The following is a 17,854-nucleotide window of genomic DNA, read 5'->3' on the forward strand; positions in this document are numbered from 1 at the left end:
GAGGAGTGATGAGATGAATATTTTTGAAAACATCATTAATCATAAAGTAAATAATATTACTGCAGATGAATTATTAAAGTATGGGAAGCAATTCAATATTTCAGTAAAAAAAGCCGACGCAGAAAAAATCGCCCAATATCTTCGCGGAAAACAAGTGAATATTTTTAATGAAACTGAGCGAACAAAATTAATTAAAGAAATTGCAAAAGTAGCAGGCGTCGATACCGCTAAATCAGTTAATAAGCTTTTCTTAATGTTTACGAAGTAACCTTACTTACTGGTCATCGAGGAAAAAAAGCGTAGAAACAGCCATACAACTGTTCTACGCTTTTATACTTTAATCTGCCTGTATGTCTTCCAAAAGATTTTCATTGAACTCTTTAGATTTCAACATCGCGATTTCATGTTTATATGGCGCTTTTTTATTTTTCTTATCTTCTCCGACATAAGGTGTTTCTAAGATCTTAGGAATGTCCTGAAGCTGCGGATGGTGAACAATATAATTTAGTGCTTTAAAGCCGATATGGCCATGTCCTATATTTTCGTGACGGTCCTTCTTCATCCCGCGTTCATTTTTACTGTCGTTAATATGAAGCACTTTCAGACGATCTAAACCGATAATTTTATCAAAGCTATCTAAAACGCCATCAAAGTCTTCAACAATATTATAGCCAGCGTCATGAGTATGGCAAGTATCAAAGCAAATAGATAAATGCTCATTATGTGTGACTCCATCAATAATCATCGCTAGCTCTTCAAACGTTCTGCCGCACTCTGACCCCTTGCCTGCCATGGTTTCTAAAGCAATTTGAACATTTTCTTCCCCGTTCAACACTTCATTTAGGCCTTCAATGATCTTAGCAATGCCGGCTTCTGTCCCTGCGCCTACATGTGCACCTGGATGAAGCACAATTTGCTTTGCACCAATTGCTTCCGTTCGGTCTATTTCTGATCTCAGGAAGTTGACACCAAGCTCAAAAGTAGAAGGATTTGTTGTGTTGCCAATATTAATAATATAAGGTGCATGGACTACAATATCTGCCATACCATTTTCCTGCATATGTTTTAATCCGGCTTCAATATTCAAGTCCTCGATTTTTTTCCTGCGCGTATTTTGAGGCGCACCAGTATAAATCATAAAGGTATTTGCACCATATGATGCAGCCTCTTCACTTGCAGCAAGAAGCATCTTTTTTCCGCTCATTGACACATGAGAACCGAGTTTAAGCATAATTCCCCACTCTCCCCGTTAATTATTTTCGTTTAATTCTTCTCTCTCTCTTTTTAATTTTATCCATTTCCCATTTCATTTTTCTCTTATAGCCTGGCTTTACTTTTTTAGGTTTTTTTACGAGTGATTGCGCCTTTTTGTCCGTATCATCTGTTTGTCTTTGTCTATTTTTTCGTTTATTGCGATCATCTAGCTCGACCCATTCGCCTTTATTGAGATCGACATGAGAGAATTCCACTCCCATTTTATCCAATCTATTTAAAGCATCCTCATCAGACGGAGTGTAAATCGTTAAAGCAATCCCAGAATGTCCTGCTCTTGCCGTTCTCCCCACGCGGTGAATATAGAAATCCAAGTCTGTTGGAAGCTCGTAATTAATCACATGACTGATACCTTGAATATCAATGCCTCTTGCTGCCAAATCTGTTGCAATAATGTATTGATATTCCAAATCCATTATTTGCTTCATCATTTTCTTACGTTCACGCGGATTTAAGTCACCGTGGATTCGGCCAACTTTCAGCCCTTTACTCATCAATCCATCAGCCACTTCGTCAGCTTTTTTCTTCGTATTCGTAAATACAATCGCCAAATACGGATTAAATTGAATCAATGCATCATGAACGAGATTCACTTTATTTCTATGTCTTGAAGGAAGCAAGCGATGTTCAATCTTTGCTGCAGTCACTTGTTTTGGCTCGATTTGAATGTATTTTGGGTTTTCCATATATTTTTTCAAGAACGGCTTTAGCTTTTCTGGAATAGTTGCTGAGAATACAAGCATTTGCAATTTCTCAGGCATCCTTGAAGCAATTTGATCGACATCTTCTAAAAAGCCCATATCAAGCATTAAATCTGCTTCATCCACAATCAGCATTGGCGCAGTATGCACAAATAATGCCTGTTCCTTAATTAAATCATTAATTCTTCCTGGTGTACCAACAACAATCTGAGGCTGGGTTTTCAGCTTTTCAATTGTTCTTTGCTTGTCCGTTCCGCCAATATACAGACGCGCAGTAATTTCTTCACCCTCGGCACAATGCTCAGTTACCTTTAATACTTCTTGGTGAATTTGAGTTGCGAGCTCACGCGTCGGTGCAGTAATAATCGCTTGAACCTCCTGCTTACTGACATTCACTTTCTGCAGCATTGGCAAAACATAAGAATGTGTTTTCCCGGTACCCGTTTGTGATTGTCCAATCGCACTTTCGCCTTTTAAAACAGCAGGCATTAATCTTTCCTGAATTTCTGTAGGCTCATAAAAGCCCATCTGCTTTACAGCATTTATAATAAAAGGTTTAAAATTAAACTTATCAAATTTAGTTTCATTCATATGATTAACTCCTTACATTTCTTCGAATGTGAAAGAATAGAAAATAGAATCCTGTTTTGTTTTGAATCCAGCTTTTTTATCCATCATATTATTATAATAAAGTTTAGCTTAAATAACCAGCTATAGTTCCATTTCTCCGCCGATTATGCATAAATTCCCTGAAATCACATTTTATATAAGCACAACACCTAAACCAATTTAAGATTGCTGCATACTTTATAGCATATAGATATTTCACCTAAGTCTTTATCTATTATTGAAAGGAGGAGAAATGCTATATGTTTCCAGGACCAGGACCAAGGCCTAGAAATCCTTTTCAAGGCGGAATGCCTCCGAACCAGATGATGCATCCGATGCAAGGACGGTCGCCTAATCCAATGGGAATGATGCAGCGTCAGCCAATGAGAGGCCCTCAGAGCGGTGGATTAGGCGCAGCTGCCAGAGGCGGGAATGAACGCGGCGGCGGATTGCTCTCACGTATACTAGGCGGTGGTTCTCAAGCAAGAGGTGCGGCCAGCGCGGCTAGCGCAGCAGGAAGCAGAGCCGTGGGCAGTACCGGAGCCGGTGGATCAGGTATACTGCAAACGTTAACAAACCCAGGAGCCATAAATGGATTCCTTTCTAATACTCAGAAGTTTTTAAACACAGCTGGACAAATTGGACCGATGGTGCAGCAGTATGGTCCGATGGTGAAAAATATTCCATCGATGTGGAAGCTGTATCGCGGGTTAAAGAATTTACCTGATGCAGATACAAATGAAGAAAAAGCAGTTGAAACAGAAACGAAAGCTAAGAAAAACACTAAAACGAAACGAAAACCCGAATCAATTTCCACTGCTATTAAAAATGAAAATACTACAGAACCACCTCAAGAAGTAAAAAGAGAAACGTCAGGGCAATCTATGCCTAAGCTTTATATTTAATTTTTGGATGCAATTTTGCATCTTTTTATTTTTTCTAAAAGCGGACAAATTAAAAATGGAAATGGAAAGCACGAAAGTCTGAAATAATGGAAGTAAAACAGGGATTGTGGTCAAAATTCAGTGAGGCTCTCGTAAAAGTGAGTTCAAATTAATATTTGTGACCAAAATTCAACGTCGCTCAAGCTAAACAAAAAAGTAAAAAACACAAAATTGATTCATTATAGACGTAGGCCATAGCGTGCGGTGAATTTTGAACCTTGCCGCCGGCTCCTAGCTTTTGTCCAGCTATGACGGCTAGGAGCTCAAAGTCTTAGTCAGGCACCTTAAGCTTAATCTCCCCTTGTCACCGAATCCGCTTTTCCTATAACCCTCTCCTTTTGTATTATTGTGTTATGTCTTATATAATAGATTAGAAGAGATGGCGAAAGTTCATCTTGTAACCTAAAAATACAAATGAATAATTTACAGATAAATGCTGGAATTTAGGGAGGATATTCGATGAAAGTCATTAAAATTTCACCGCGTGGCTATTGTTATGGTGTGGTTGACGCGATGGTTATTGCTAGAAATGCAGCTCTCGATCAAACACTGCCCAGACCGATCTACATTTTGGGAATGATCGTTCATAATAAACATGTAACTGATGCGTTTGAAGAAGAGGGAATCATTACATTAGATGGGAAAAATCGCGATGATATTTTAGATCAGGTGGATTCTGGAACAGTTATCTTTACTGCTCATGGTGTGTCACCTCAAGTGAGGGAACGAGCAAAAGAAAAAGGACTTGTCACGCTTGATGCAACTTGTCCGGACGTTAGCAGTACACATGATTTAATTCGCAAGAAAAAAGATGAAGGCTTCCAAATTATTTATATCGGCAAAAAGGGGCATCCTGAACCAGAAGGTGCCGTAGGCGTTGCGCCTGACGTTGTTCACCTCGTCGAAACAATTGCGGATGTGAATCAACTTCAATTGTCCGACGAAAAAATTCTTGTGACTAACCAGACGACAATGAGCCAGTGGGATGTCGGTGATGTAATGGAACAAATTAAAGAAAAATACCCGCAAGCCGAATTTCATAAAGAAATTTGTCTTGCAACCCAAGTAAGACAAGAAGCCGTGGCCGAACAAGCAGGAGAGACAGATGTTCTCATTGTCGTTGGCGATCCTAAAAGCAATAACTCAAATAGGCTGGCCCAAGTTTCTGAAGAAATTGCCGGTACGAAGGCATACAGAATTGGCGACCTTTCAGAGTTAAAAATTGAATGGATTAAAGATGCTAAAACTGTCGGTGTCACTTCAGGTGCTTCAACACCGACTCCGATTACAAAAGAAGTGATCACATTCATTGAACAATTTGATCCTGAAGATTCATCAACATGGACAGCGGAGAAGAAAGTACCTTTATCTAAAATTTTGCCTAAGATTAAAAAACCAAAGACCGTATAACAATTTATCTAAAGGCGTTTGTCAATCAGCGATTGACAAATGCCTTTTCATTTGCAGCAAAAAAAGACAGTGTATACATTTTGATAAACGTTTACACTGCCTTGAACACATTTTTTAAATAAATTGAAAGGGATCTGTATGAATGGTGGAAGAGATGAACTGAACATCATAGCCTTTCTCCTCACAAAGCTGCTTCATCTTCTTAGCTACTCCATCCTTCATTACCTTCTCGACATTATGGCCGGGGTCGATAATATTCAAGCCGATCATCATTGCGTCATGAGCAACATGATAATACATATCACCTGTTACATACACATCTGCGCCCTTCATTTTTGCGGCTGTGAAATATTTATTGCCATCTCCGCCTAATACGGCCACCTTCTTCACCTTCGACTGCAAGTCTCCGACTACTCGTACAGCTGATACATCTAATGCATATTTAACATGCTCAGCAAACTCGCCCAAGGTCATTTCTCTCACTTCACCAATTCTGCCTAAACCAAGCGTCTCACCTTTATTATCTAGCTGGTAAACATCATATGCGACCTCTTCATATGGATGCGCTTTAATCATTGCCGATATGATTTTTTTCTCAAGATGCGCGGGAAAGATGGCTTCAATCTTTACTTCGTTGACAGACTCTATTTTACCAGGCTTTCCGATATGAGGGGTTGCCTCTTCATTTGGTAAAAATTCGCCTAACCCACTCGATGAAAAAGTGCAATGGCTATAATTCCCCAGCGCCCCTGCACCAGCATCACCAATGACTTTCTTTAAATGGTCCGCATCCTCTTCAGGAACAAATACGGCAACTTTTTTTAGAATTGCATCATAGGTCGGTACGAGCACTTCTGTATTTGTAAGCTCTAGTGCTTCGGCCAATAGATCGTTCACTCCGCCTTTTGCCACATCAAGATTTGTATGAGCAGCATAGACGGCAATATCATGCTTAATTAGCTTGGAAATCATTCTCCCTGCAGGAGAGCTTGTATCAATTTTCTTTAATGGCCTGAAAATTGGCGGATGGTGTGCAATGATTAGCTGCACCCCATGCTCAATCGCTTCGTCCACTACCTCTTCTAAAACATCTAGCACGACCATCACTTTTTCTACCCTTTGGTTTAAACTGCCAATCTGTAATCCAATCGGGTCACCTTCCATTGCATAACTCTTTGGAGAAAATTGTTCAAATAACTCAATAATCTCATGACCGTTCACAGATTTCATTTCACTACTCCCTCCACTAATCGTATCTTCTGCTGAAGCTCTTCTATTTTTTTAACATTCTCAGCATTTTTTTCCGCTTTTTCAATTTGTGTGAGTATTCTTTTCCAGTTCGTCATTTCTCTTTGCCATTTTTTCTTAAATGGTGCTGGCTGTTCCTTCATTAAAAAAGGACCGAGCAATAAACCCTCTTGCAAATTTCCATATGGCTTATCCACTTCTCCTCTTTCAGCTACTAATATTTCATAAATTTTTTCGTCTTCTTCTACCATGTTTTCCGCAATAAGCTCCCAACCATTATTACGCAGCCAGGTCCGAATAGAAATGGCGCTTATATTCGGCTGCAGTATTAATCTCTGCACCTTTTCAAGCTTTGTTTTTCCATTCTCAAGGATAGAAGCAATTAGCGCACCGCCCATGCCTGCTATTGTAACGACATCTACTTCCCCCACGGAGAGTACTTCCAGACCATCTCCTTTACGCACGGCAATGACGTCTGTTAGGCCCTCTTCCGCAACTTGCCCCTTCGCGGACTGATACGGACCTTCTACTACCTCTCCAGCTATTGCAGAAGGGACCATCCCATTCTTCACAGCATAGCAAGGCAAATAGGCATGGTCTGAGCCTATATCGGCTAAGCGATAGCCTTTAGGGATATAATTGGCAACGGCCTCTAGCCGTTGCGATAATCGATCAGTATTCATCTTGTCACCACTTTACTATGTATAAACTATCGAATGCCAATAGGCATCCTTTTGTATAGTATAAAAAAAGTCCTTTACATATGCAAAGGACTTTTCTTTTTACTTGTTATTTAATTTCAGCTAACCATGCAGCCATATCCGCTTCCTTGCCTGCAACCAAACCGCCAGGCATCGCACCTTTACCGTTAGTTAAAATTTCAATGATTTCATCTTCAGATAATCTTTCGCCAACTCCTGATAAAGCCGGTCCCATACCACCTTGGTATTGATCTCCATGGCAGGCAATACAGTTTTGTTGATATAATTCTTCAGGATCCGCTGATGCAGTTTCTTCAACTGGCGCTTCTTCACCTTCGCTTGCCAGATCATTCATATCGCCAAGGCCTTTAAATGACACAAGGAACATAGCGCCAATCCCTAGGATAGCAATAATAGCAAACGGAATTAATGGATTTCGATTCAATGTTTAAACCTCCCTTATGTAAGAACTTCTCAATATAAGTAAGTATATACAAACAATCTCTATTTTACTTTAAAAATCGATATTGGAAAAGCCCTAAAAGCAACTTTGTCGCTTCCTGTTCAAAATAATTTTAATAGACTGCCTATTTTCCCACAGGTAAAACTAAAAAGAAAACCTATCCTAACGATAGAGTTTTCTTTTTTCATAAAATTATACATTTGATTTTAGCAGCCTATTTGTCGAGCAATGACCATTCGTTGGATTTCAGAGGTCCCTTCTCCAATTTCAGTCAGCTTTCCATCTCTCATGTATCTCTCAACATGGTAATCCTTCATATAGCCGTAGCCGCCATGTATTTGTACCGCCTGATCAGTGATTTCCATACAAATCTCTGAAGCATACAATTTGCACATTGAAGCTTCTTTTGAAAACGGGCGTCCTTGATCTTTCAGCCAAGCTGCTTTATAAACCATATTCCGTGCAAGTTCAATTTTCATTGCCATGTCTGCGAGCTTGAATTGGATAGCTTGGAAATGTGATAATGCCCTGCCAAACTGCTGGCGCTCCTGCGCATACTTGAGCGCACGTTCATATGCAGCCTGCGCGATTCCCACTGCCATTGCTCCGATGCCTATCCTGCCCCCATCAAGGGTTATTAAAAATTGCTTAAATCCCTCTCCTTCTTTACCGAGCAGATGCTCAGCAGGCACGCGCACATCTTCCAAAACCAGTTCCGTTGTGTTGGATGCATGCAACCCCATCTTTTCATAATTGTCTATTACCTTGAAACCTTCTGCATCTGTCGGAACGATGATGGCACTTATTTCTTTCTTTCCATCTTTTTCTCCTGTAATTGCTGTTAAAGCCAAATGCTTCGCATAACTCGCGTTGGTTATATAGCACTTATTACCGTTTATAATATATTCTCCGTCTTTCTTAATGGCTGATGTTCTCGTTCCACCGGCATCTGATCCAGCGTTTGGCTCAGTTAGACCAAATGCCCCAAAGCTTTCACCAGTACAAATAGGAACTAAATACTTTTGCTTCTGGTCTTCAGAGCCAAATAAATAGAGGGGGGCGCCGCCTAATGAAATATGCGCTGAATAGGTTATCCCTGTAGAAGCACACGCCTTGCTCAGCTCTTCAGTAACAATCGCAAAGCTAATTGTATCTGCACCTGCTCCTCCATACTCTTCAGGAAAAGGCAGCCCCATTAATCCTAAATCAGCCATTTTTCGAAAAACTTCTAATGGAAATTGTTTTGTTCGATCCCTTTCTAATGCGCCTGGTTCCACTTCCTCTATCGCAAATTCTCGGATAGTCTTTAAGATCATATTTTGCTCAGATGTTAAATCGAAGTTCATAAACATCCCCCTAGAAACATTATTGTATACGCTTACATTATTATTATATAGTTAACGGAATAATTTTCTCAACATTTAAAAAATTTTAAATGTTGATTTATTATATGAAAATAAATTTAATTTGTAAGGTTACTAAATTGCCCCTTGAATAGATAGGAATAAACTATGTTCAAATCAGTAGAATTATTTTAGTAAAAAAGTTAAAAATATCAAAAAAATAAAAATGATTTTAATCTTCCATCAAGTTGAGTTTGCAATATAATTAACAATTCAGTAAAATAAGTTTTAAATAACGGCTTAATGCGTGTTTGAAAAAATGAAATTTTATGGTAGGATTACAAATATAACCAATTTAATCAAGCCGTTAAAAATTCATTTTTCTAGCTGATCTTACGTGCAAACGCTTACTAAAATAACCCTTTTCTAGCATAAATTTATAGGCAGATTTAACATTTCAGCTATAAAAAAATAGCTTACTCCACAAGGAGTAAACTATTTTTAAACTGAATCATTCTATTCTAAAAAGTCTTTTAATCGCTTGCTTCTGCTTGGATGTCTAAGCTTGCGCAACGCTTTTGCTTCAATTTGGCGGATACGTTCTCTAGTAACGCCAAAAACTTTACCTACTTCTTCTAAAGTTCTTGTTCTTCCATCATCCAAACCGAAACGTAGGCGAAGCACATTTTCTTCTCTGTCCGTAAGCGTATCTAATACATCTTCAAGCTGTTCTTTTAAAAGCTCGTAAGCTGCATGCTCTGATGGTGAAGTAGCATCTTGATCTTCAATAAAATCTCCAAGATGGGAATCGTCTTCCTCACCAATTGGTGTTTCTAATGAAACAGGCTCTTGAGCAATTTTTAGGATTTCACGAACTTTATCTGGTGTTAAATCCATATCCTCAGCAATTTCTTCAGGAGTTGGTTCGCGGCCTAAATCTTGAAGGAGCTGACGTTGAACACGAATTAACTTGTTGATTGTCTCTACCATATGAACCGGGATACGAATGGTTCTTGCTTGGTCAGCAATCGCTCTTGTAATTGCCTGGCGAATCCACCAAGTTGCATAAGTACTGAATTTGAACCCTTTGCGGTAATCAAATTTTTCCACCGCTTTTATCAAGCCCATGTTTCCTTCTTGAATTAAATCCAAGAATAGCATTCCGCGTCCTACGTACCTTTTAGCAATACTTACAACTAAGCGAAGGTTCGCCTCAGCCAGACGGCGCTTTGCTTCCTCATCTCCTTGCTCAATACGGTTGGCAAGCGAGATTTCTTCTTCAGCAGTAAGCAAATCCACACGACCGATTTCTTTCAGGTACATGCGTACCGGGTCATTGATTTTCACTCCAGGTGGAACACTCAAATCGTTAAGGTCAAACTCTTCTTCGTTTTTAGCTAACTCTTGAGCATTGGGATCGCTGTCATCATTGTCGCCAATAAGCTCTACACCTTGGTCACCAAGCAGTTCATAAAACTCATCCATTTGATGAGAATCCAATTCAAAATGGGACATTCTCTCTGCTATATCATCATAGGCTAGAACACCTGTTTTCTTTCCTGTTTCGATAATCTGCTCTTTCACTTGTTCCGGGGTCAATTCTGAATCAACCTCTTTCGAACGGGCCGATTTTTCAGCCATTTGTCCCCCTCCTTCCAAAAAATCACATAACGCATGGGACAGCATAATATGTCAAATATTACATTCAAATAAAAAAGACATGGTTCATGCAGTCTATATAAAATTAACGCGATGTCGCTTTAAAAGTATAAATCACTTTAGCGATTTCCTTAATTGGATAATTTCCATCGCGATTAATGCCGCTTTAGCGTAATCCTTCTGTCTTTCTGCTTCTTTTTCATCTTGTATTTTTTCTTTTATCTTTATCATCTTTTGATGATTCAACACCTGTTTTATATAATCAGATAATTCCTTTTCGGTAATCTCTTCATTTACAGGCATCATTTCTATATGTGCAACTACTTTGCGAAGCTGGTCGTCACCTAGAAAAAACATAAAATTGCTGCTATCAGGGGAATGACCACTATCATAATATGCCAATAAGTAAGTAAAAATTGCTTGATGCTCATCGATATTAAAAGTATTTCCCTGAAGCAAATCCTTTACTTTAAAAGTGGTGTCACTGCTTGTAAGCATGTGTGCGATTAATCTTCGTTCAGCATTATGAAAAGCTGGTTTTAATTCAGTCGAAGGCTTAACCATTATCATTGCTTGAGCTCGGCCGTTCCCTTGGTTCATTGGCTTTTGTTTCTCTTTGGAAAAATATACTTGCTTTTGCTGTTGTTTTAATGCTTCCAACGAGAGGGAAAACTCCGCAGCAAGCTGTCTAAGGTAATGGTCTCTTTCAACCGCTTTGCTTAAATTGCTTATTTCCTTTAATACTTCTTCTATATAGAGAAGTCGATCTCCTTCATCATTCAGCCTTTTTCCACGGCGAAGGTATCTCATTTTAAAGCCCATATAGGTTAAGCTCGATTCAATGACCTCATTGCGAAATTTTTCCTCGCTATATTGCTTAATATAATCATCGGGATCAAGATTATCCGGCATCCATGCAACTCTTACTTGACATCCAGCTTGCGTCAGCATTTCGAGTGCTCTATTAGCCGCCTCAATGCCAGCTTGATCTGAATCATAACATACAGTTACAGAATCAGTATTCTTTCTTATCAATGCCACATGCTCTTCTGTCAACGAGGTTCCCATTGTCGCCAAGCCATTTTCAACACCTGCACGATCAGCTGATATAACATCTGCAAACCCTTCAAACAGAACGGCTTTTTGCAGTTTTTTAATATGTGGCCTTGCCATTTGAAAATTATATAAAATTTTGCTTTTATTAAAAATTGCTGTTTCAGGGCTATTTAAATATTTGGGATCATCGTCCCCTAATGCTCTTCCTGAAAAAGCAATCGGATTCCCTTTACGATCAAAGATCGGAAACATGATTCTATTTCGAAAGCGGTCGAAAAAGCTATTGTCCTTCTCACGTCTAATAACCAGTCCCGCACGTTCCATTATTTCTAAAGGAAATTTTCTTTTCTGAAGAAATTTACAGACGAAATCCCATGAATTTAAAGAGTAGCCAATTTGAAACTTTTCTATTGACTCCATTGTAAATCCACGATTTAACAAATATTCCAAAGCTTGCTGACCATCTTTTGTATTTACTAATAAATGATGGTAAAATTTACGTAATAGGTTATGCGCTTCATGCATCTGTTGAAGCTCTGGTGAGACAGCTATCGACGTTGCTAATTGAGAGGAATCAATTTCAAGCTTCACATTTCCCTTTTCTGCAAGTTTCAATGCAGCCTCTTGAAACGAATAGCCTTCCAAGTCCATTAAAAAGGAAAAAGAATTACCACCAGCATGACAACCAAAGCAATGGTAAATTTGTTTATCTGGAGACACAGAGAACGACGGTGTATTCTCACCATGGAATGGACAAAGACCGAAATAGTTTCTTCCTTGTTTCGTCAAGTTCACATAATCTCCAATCAGATCAACTATATCAACTGATTGTCTAATTTCGTTTATTTTTTCCTCTGGAATACGTTCTGCCATAAGAACAACTCTCCCACTGTTACAATAGAGGTATTCTAGAAAAAAACCTATATTCCTTCAAATTTCGACAAGATTTTTGTCAATTGGTCAATAAACCTTTGCCGATCCTTTGCAGTATAAGGTTTCGGACCCTTCCCATAAATTCCTCTTCTTCTTGCTTTTGCTGATAAGTACCGCATGTCTAATGCAGTGCGAATCTCACTCTCCTCGTACAAATTTCCCTTAGGAGATAAAACATAAACATCATCGAGTAAGAGTGTGGATGCTAACCCAATATCCTGTGTGACAACAATGTCCCTTGACCTCACATGATTTTGAATGTATAAATCCACTGCTTCCTTGCTTGAATCAACAAATTTCCATTCATCATCATTTCTGTCATTTTTCATATGTGCGTAAGACGCAACAAATAAATATTGGACGGAAAAGGCTTTGGCAATTTCGACAATTTCAGATTTTACAGGACACGAATCTGCATCAATCATGATGATTGGTTTGTCTAATGTTCTAATAATTCTACATCACTCCGCATTTTCCTTCTTTCAACAAATAACTTTTGAAAAGAGATCATTGTCGAATTTTTTCTTGGTCAAGCCCTTGACTTCTCTCAATAAATAGTTTATTCGTTAAAAGTCAAGTCTAAACCTATTCTATTACATTTTTATCACAATTTTTTATTATAGTATATGATTCGAATAAATTCCAGAATAAACTTAATAATTACGATAATTTACTGAATACTCAAAATCATCCGGGCTAAACAAGAAAAATGCACATAATTTATAAGATTATGTGCTAATCCTTTAGAAGATTTCTGCGATAGTGATTTAAAACTAAGTTAGCCGTTTCTTCAACAGCCTTGTTTGTTACATCAATGACAGGACACTTAATTTGTTCAACAATTTTATCAAAATAAGTGATTTCTTCCTTTATCCTCTCAATATTTGCATAGCTGGCACTATCACTTAATCCTAAAGAGATCAATCGTTCACGGCGGATATTATTTAGTTTCTCCGGACTAATCTTCAGTCCAAAACATTTCTCCGGAGGTACAAGGAACAATTCTTCTGGAGGATCAACTTCTGGTACGAGCGGCACATTAGCCACTTTCAGCCTTTTATGAGCTAAATATTGAGAAAGTGGTGTTTTAGAAGTTCTAGACACACCGATTAAGACAATATCCGCCTTTAAAATCCCTCGCGGATCTCTCCCATCATCATATTTAACAGCAAACTCAATCGCTTCGATTTTTTTAAAGTAATCATCATCAAGCTTTCTCACATTGCCTGGCTCATACAAAGGCTCATTTCCACAGATTGACTGAATCTGATCCATTATCGGACCAATGATGTCATAGGCAAATATATTTTCCTTGTTGGCGACCTCAATCATATAGCTGCGCATATTCGGCTTGACCAATGTATAAGCAATTAAGCCATTATCCATTTTTGCTAGTGCAACCACTTCGTCAATATGTGATGTGTCTTCAACATATGGGAAGCGCTTGATTTTCACATCGCCGTTATTGAATTGACTAGTTGCTGCTTTCGTTACAAGTTCCGCTGTTTCTCCGACTGAATCGGATACAACATAGATGATTGGCATTTTCCCCATCCCTTAACACCATCTCCTTAAAAGAATTTAATGTTCACCAGCAAGAGCAACAAATGCTTTCGTTAAATTGGTTTTCGTTATTCTCCCAATTACCTCAAAGCCTTTTTCTGTTTCTTTAACAATAGGCATTCCGTCAATTTGCTTATCAATTAGCTGCTGAGCAACGTCAATTAATAGGTCTTCCTTTTGACACATTGTAATATTAGGCATACGTGTCATGATAATATTTACAGGGATTGCTGCCAACTCCTGCTTGCCTATACTTGCGCGCAATAAATCTTTACGGGAAAGAACACCTACAAGGAGTGAATCTTTATCTACAACAAATAATGTTCCAACATCTTCGAGAAACATCGTTACAATCGCATCATAAACAGAAGCACTCTCACTTACAACTACAGGGATGGATTGATAATCTTTCACATAAAGCTTTTGCATATTTTCTGTTAAAAGCTGGGCGCCTGTCTTCCCTGTATAAAAATACCCGACACGTGGTCTTGCATCCAAAAACCCTGCCATCGTTAAAATAGCCAAGTCTGGCCTTAGCGTCGCTCGGGTTAAATTTAATCTCTCTGCAATATGTTCACCAGTAATTGGGCCATTTTCTTTTACAATATCTAAAATCTTTTCCTGCCGCTTATTTAATTCGATTGTTCTCACCACCTTAAATGAAAAGCTTTCAATTATGTAAAACTGAAAGCAGCTTCTGAAAATATCTTTCGCTCTTCTTCTAATAATAAATTTCGTTTATATAATAAGGTTATACTTTTATATAATTATTATATACTATTTAAATTAAATGAAAAGAATTTGCTTTTTTAAAGTAAATGAGAAGCACTTGTTTTTTCTTAATCGGAAAGAGTCTGCCGGCAGAAAGACAGACTCTTTCAATCATATACAATATGCATTTAAATTGCGAGTAATATGCATTTATTTCACTAAAATTTGATTCATATTGGCAAATGATTTAATCATGTTCGCCAAATGAGCCATAAAACTTAAACGATTCTCTTTTATTGCCTGATTATCAGCCATAACCATCGTATGTTCAAAATAGTCGTCAATTTCAGGTTTTAATGAAATAAGTAACGTGTAGGCATCTTTTTCAGAGCTTGCCTTTTCAAGATTTTCTTTTACAGACAAGAATTTTTCATACAGCTGCTGTTCATGATCATTTTCAAACAGCGCTGTGTTTATTTCACCTACAACCTCTGCCTTCGAAGAGATGTTGATGATTCTGCTTAGTGCTTCGACATTCCCCTTAAAGCCTTCGGCGTCTTTCTCTTGATTAAGTACTTCTGCACGCTTAACGAGAGAAGGAATCGAATCGAGATGGTGGCCAAGAACTGCATCAATTAAGTCATATCTAATCTGTTTTTCCTGCAAGCTATACTTGATTCGCAACTTGAAGAATGAAATCATTTCCTCTTCAATTTCTTGCTTATCCTTTTTATTGATATTTGCTTCTGCTGTTAATGAAACCGCTGCTCGAATTAAATCCTCCAAAGATACTTCCCATTCTTGGTCTAATAAAATCTGAACAATGCCAGCTGCTTGGCGTCTTAGTGCGTAAGGATCCTGAGAACCGCTTGGAATAATGCCTATTGCAAAACAAGAAGCAATCGTATCCATTTTTTCAGCAATTGACAAGACAGCCCCAGGAATGCTTGATGGTGTCCCGTCCTCTGCATTTCTAGGCATATAATGCTCATTTATCGCTTTTGCTACAGCTTCCTCCTCACCTTTTTGCAAGGCGTATTTTTCACCCATAAAGCCTTGAAGCTCAGGGAATTCATAGACCATATTTGAAACTAAATCAAATTTAGAAATCTCAGCAGCACGATCAGCAGCTGCCTTATCCTCGCTATTTAATGCAAGCAAGCCGCTTAATTTATTCGTTAAACTTCTCACTCTGCCTACTTTTTCAGCCAAAGTACCGATTTCTTCATGATACACAATTTTTTCGAGTTTTTTAAGTGACGTATTTATTTCTGTTTTTTGATCTTCTTTATAGAAAAAGTCTGCATCTGATAATCTTGCTCTTAAAACTTTTTCATTGCCCCTAGCAACCGTATCTAGATGCTCATGGCCTCCATTTCGTACAGTCACAAAATAAGGAAGCAACGCGCCTTCTTGTGATTTCACTGGAAAATAGCGTTGATGCTCTTTCATTGAAGTAATTAAAACTTCATCAGGAAGGTCTAAATACTCCTCTTCAAAGCGACCGTATAATGCAGTTGGATATTCTACAAGATTTGTTACTTCTTCCAATAGATCTTCATCAATTGGGATAACCCAATTTTGATCCTCTTCTATCCTGCTGAGCTGAGACCTAATTGCCTCTTTGCGCTCCGCAGCATCAACAATTACATATTGACCAAGCAATGCTTTAACATAATCTTTTGCTTCATTTATTTCAATATTTTTTCCGAGAAAACGATGGCCTCGGGTTTCGTTTGCAGTTTTGACTTCTGTTATTTCAAATGGAATTACTTCATTTCCGAACAAGGCAATGATCCATTTGATTGGACGAACGAAGCGCAGCTCTTTATCTGCCCATTTCATGTTTTTTGGGAAGGTTAGTGCTGAAATAATTTGTTGAAGCTCAGGCAATAAAGCTTTTGTTTCCTGGCCTTTAATAAATTTATTTACATGCACATACTCTACTCCATTGATTTCTTTGAAATAAATGTCATCAGTTGAAACCCCTTGTCCACGACAAAAGCCGATTGCAGCTTTCGTCCAATTTCCTTCGTCATTTAAAGCGATTTTTTTAGCTGGACCCTTCGCTTCCTCATGAATATCTTCTTGCGTCTCATTCAGTCCTTCAACAACTACAGCTAGACGGCGCGGAGATGAGTACGCTTGAATGTTTTCAAAACTAATGTTTTTCTCAAGCAGCCATGCCTGCACTTTATCTGAAAGCTGGTTCATGGAATTTGTCACAAATCTTGCCGGCATTTCCTCTAAACCGATTTCTAAAAGGAGATCCTTCTTAGTCATTGCTTTGTTCCTCCTTCTGCTTCAATATCGGGAACCCGAGTTTTTCCCGCTCTTCATAAAAGGTTTTTGCCACTTTTCTAGCTAGTGTCCGGCAGCGGCCGATATAGCCCGTTCTCTCCGTTACAGATATGGCGCCACGTGCATCAAGTAAATTAAAAGTATGCGAACATTTTAAAACATAATCATAAGCCGGATGTACAAGACCTTCATCCATTTGTCTATGCGCTTCTTTCTCATATACATTAAAAAGATTAAAAAGCATATCGACATCCGATGTTTCAAATGTATATTTGGAATGTTCATATTCAGGCTGACCAAAGATATCACGAACTGTAAATCCATCTGTCCATTCTAAGTCAAAGACATTTTCCTTATCTTGAATATAGGAAGCCAATCTTTCAATACCGTATGTGATTTCAACAGATACCGGCTTACATTCTAATCCACCGACTTGTTGAAAATATGTAAACTGGGTAATTTCCATGCCATCAAGCCAAACTTCCCAGCCTAGACCTGCACAACCAAGTGACGGGTTTTCCCAGTTATCTTCAACAAAGCGAATATCATGCTGCAACGGATCAATGCCAAGCGCTTTTAAAGACTCTAAATAAAGTTCTTGGATATTATCCGGTGAAGGCTTCATGATTACTTGAAATTGATGATGCTGATACAGTCTGTTCGGGTTATCGCCATAACGGCCATCAGCCGGACGTCTTGAAGGTTCTACATAAGCCACATTCCATGGCTCCGGCCCAATCGCTCTTAAAAAAGTATATGGGCTCATTGTTCCTGCACCCTTTTCAGTATCGTAAGCCTGCATTAAAATACAACCTTGCTCAGACCAATGTTTTTGCAATGTTAAAATCATGTTTTGAATATTCATAAGCCACCTCTTTCATTATTTCAATAGCTTTTTAGCCAATAAAAATATAAAAACTCTCGTCCCTATGCCATGATG

General features: G+C 38.4%; 16 protein-coding genes. 3 read left to right on the top strand and 13 right to left on the bottom strand.

Going from position 1 to position 17,854, the window contains the following annotated elements; genetic code table 11:
* Positions 1–13: 13 nt before the first annotated feature.
* Positions 14–268 carry a DUF2624 domain-containing protein gene (locus CWS20_RS11250; protein WP_066201266.1) on the top strand — a complete coding sequence of 85 codons (255 nt, stop codon included), beginning with the start codon at positions 14–16 and terminating at the stop codon, positions 266–268.
* A 69-nt stretch (positions 269–337) separates the two neighbouring features.
* Here the strand turns inward: CWS20_RS11250 and CWS20_RS11255 are convergent, their stop codons facing one another.
* Both CWS20_RS11255 and CWS20_RS11260 read right to left on the bottom strand, forming a co-directional pair.
* A complete protein-coding gene (locus CWS20_RS11255) occupies positions 338–1,231 on the bottom strand; it encodes a deoxyribonuclease IV (RefSeq protein ID WP_066201269.1) in 894 nt (297 codons plus the stop codon).
* Between the two features lie 22 nt (positions 1,232–1,253).
* Positions 1,254–2,564 (bottom strand): DEAD/DEAH box helicase, encoded by a 1,311-nt coding sequence (locus tag CWS20_RS11260; RefSeq protein WP_066201272.1) that lies wholly within the window; start codon positions 2,562–2,564, stop codon positions 1,254–1,256.
* Between the two features lie 278 nt (positions 2,565–2,842).
* Between CWS20_RS11260 and vrrA the strand changes: the two genes are divergently transcribed.
* A complete protein-coding gene (vrrA, locus tag CWS20_RS11265) occupies positions 2,843–3,487 on the top strand; it encodes a VrrA/YqfQ family protein (protein WP_066201276.1) in 645 nt (214 codons plus the stop codon).
* Positions 3,488–3,985: 498 nt separating this feature from the next.
* The gene (locus CWS20_RS11270) at positions 3,986–4,936 is read left to right on the top strand and encodes a 4-hydroxy-3-methylbut-2-enyl diphosphate reductase (RefSeq protein WP_066201279.1); all 951 of its coding nucleotides are present in this window, start codon (positions 3,986–3,988) and stop codon (positions 4,934–4,936) included.
* Positions 4,937–5,050: 114 nt separating this feature from the next.
* Here the strand turns inward: CWS20_RS11270 and CWS20_RS11275 are convergent, their stop codons facing one another.
* The 11 genes from CWS20_RS11275 to glyQ form a co-directional block, all read right to left on the bottom strand.
* Positions 5,051–6,166: a Nif3-like dinuclear metal center hexameric protein gene (locus CWS20_RS11275; protein ID WP_066201280.1), complete on the bottom strand. Its 1,116-nt coding sequence runs from the start codon at positions 6,164–6,166 to the stop codon at positions 5,051–5,053.
* Complete coding sequence (locus CWS20_RS11280; protein WP_066201283.1) at positions 6,163–6,867, bottom strand: tRNA (adenine(22)-N(1))-methyltransferase; 705 nt, start codon at positions 6,865–6,867, stop codon at positions 6,163–6,165. The genes CWS20_RS11275 and CWS20_RS11280 overlap by 4 nt, the downstream gene beginning before the upstream one ends.
* A gap of 106 nt (positions 6,868–6,973) precedes the next feature.
* Entirely contained in the window at positions 6,974–7,330 is a 357-nt protein-coding gene (gene cccA / locus CWS20_RS11285; RefSeq protein WP_066201285.1) for a cytochrome c550, read from the bottom strand.
* A 224-nt stretch (positions 7,331–7,554) separates the two neighbouring features.
* The gene (locus tag CWS20_RS11290) at positions 7,555–8,694 is read right to left on the bottom strand and encodes an acyl-CoA dehydrogenase family protein (RefSeq protein ID WP_066201287.1); all 1,140 of its coding nucleotides are present in this window, start codon (positions 8,692–8,694) and stop codon (positions 7,555–7,557) included.
* 513 nt (positions 8,695–9,207) lie between these two features.
* Complete coding sequence (rpoD, locus tag CWS20_RS11295) at positions 9,208–10,332, bottom strand: RNA polymerase sigma factor RpoD (protein WP_101226306.1); 1,125 nt, start codon at positions 10,330–10,332, stop codon at positions 9,208–9,210.
* A 132-nt stretch (positions 10,333–10,464) separates the two neighbouring features.
* On the bottom strand, positions 10,465–12,279 hold the full coding sequence (gene dnaG / locus CWS20_RS11300; protein WP_066201292.1) for a DNA primase: 1,815 nt from the start codon (positions 12,277–12,279) through the stop codon (positions 10,465–10,467).
* Positions 12,280–12,326: 47 nt separating this feature from the next.
* Positions 12,327–12,761 carry a YaiI/YqxD family protein gene (locus CWS20_RS11305; protein ID WP_321202669.1) on the bottom strand — a complete coding sequence of 145 codons (435 nt, stop codon included), beginning with the start codon at positions 12,759–12,761 and terminating at the stop codon, positions 12,327–12,329.
* Between the two features lie 313 nt (positions 12,762–13,074).
* Positions 13,075–13,893, bottom strand: a complete 819-nt coding sequence (locus tag CWS20_RS11310; protein ID WP_066201296.1) for a pyruvate, water dikinase regulatory protein — start codon at positions 13,891–13,893, stop codon at positions 13,075–13,077.
* Positions 13,894–13,920: 27 nt separating this feature from the next.
* Positions 13,921–14,556, bottom strand: a complete 636-nt coding sequence (ccpN, locus tag CWS20_RS11315) for a transcriptional regulator CcpN (RefSeq protein ID WP_066201301.1) — start codon at positions 14,554–14,556, stop codon at positions 13,921–13,923.
* A 267-nt stretch (positions 14,557–14,823) separates the two neighbouring features.
* On the bottom strand, positions 14,824–16,896 hold the full coding sequence (glyS, locus tag CWS20_RS11320; RefSeq protein WP_066201304.1) for a glycine--tRNA ligase subunit beta: 2,073 nt from the start codon (positions 16,894–16,896) through the stop codon (positions 14,824–14,826).
* Positions 16,889–17,779 carry a glycine--tRNA ligase subunit alpha gene (glyQ, locus tag CWS20_RS11325; RefSeq protein WP_066201306.1) on the bottom strand — a complete coding sequence of 297 codons (891 nt, stop codon included), beginning with the start codon at positions 17,777–17,779 and terminating at the stop codon, positions 16,889–16,891. The genes glyS and glyQ overlap by 8 nt, the downstream gene beginning before the upstream one ends.
* Positions 17,780–17,854: the final 75 nt, after the last annotated feature.

Source organism: Cytobacillus horneckiae (assembly GCF_002835735.1).
In the GTDB taxonomy this organism is placed as follows: Bacteria; Bacillota; Bacilli; order Bacillales; family Cytobacillaceae; genus Cytobacillus; species Cytobacillus horneckiae.

Excerpts from the sequence above, each read along its gene's own strand:
- vrrA (WP_066201276.1), top strand. The coding sequence starts at position 2,843 with ATGTTTCCAGGACCAGGACCAAGGCCTAGAAATCCTTTTCAAGGCGGA.
- glyS (WP_066201304.1), bottom strand. The coding sequence starts at position 16,896 with ATGACTAAGAAGGATCTCCTTTTAGAAATCGGTTTAGAGGAAATGCCG.
- CWS20_RS11260 (WP_066201272.1), bottom strand. The coding sequence starts at position 2,564 with ATGAATGAAACTAAATTTGATAAGTTTAATTTTAAACCTTTTATTATA.
- glyQ (WP_066201306.1), bottom strand. The coding sequence starts at position 17,779 with ATGAATATTCAAAACATGATTTTAACATTGCAAAAACATTGGTCTGAG.
- CWS20_RS11250 (WP_066201266.1), top strand. The coding sequence starts at position 14 with ATGAATATTTTTGAAAACATCATTAATCATAAAGTAAATAATATTACT.
- CWS20_RS11255 (WP_066201269.1), bottom strand. The coding sequence starts at position 1,231 with ATGCTTAAACTCGGTTCTCATGTGTCAATGAGCGGAAAAAAGATGCTT.
- rpoD (WP_101226306.1), bottom strand. The coding sequence starts at position 10,332 with ATGGCTGAAAAATCGGCCCGTTCGAAAGAGGTTGATTCAGAATTGACC.
- CWS20_RS11275 (WP_066201280.1), bottom strand. The coding sequence starts at position 6,166 with ATGAAATCTGTGAACGGTCATGAGATTATTGAGTTATTTGAACAATTT.
- CWS20_RS11290 (WP_066201287.1), bottom strand. The coding sequence starts at position 8,694 with ATGAACTTCGATTTAACATCTGAGCAAAATATGATCTTAAAGACTATC.
- CWS20_RS11270 (WP_066201279.1), top strand. The coding sequence starts at position 3,986 with ATGAAAGTCATTAAAATTTCACCGCGTGGCTATTGTTATGGTGTGGTT.
- CWS20_RS11310 (WP_066201296.1), bottom strand. The coding sequence starts at position 13,893 with ATGGGGAAAATGCCAATCATCTATGTTGTATCCGATTCAGTCGGAGAA.
- dnaG (WP_066201292.1), bottom strand. The coding sequence starts at position 12,279 with ATGGCAGAACGTATTCCAGAGGAAAAAATAAACGAAATTAGACAATCA.
- CWS20_RS11280 (WP_066201283.1), bottom strand. The coding sequence starts at position 6,867 with ATGAATACTGATCGATTATCGCAACGGCTAGAGGCCGTTGCCAATTAT.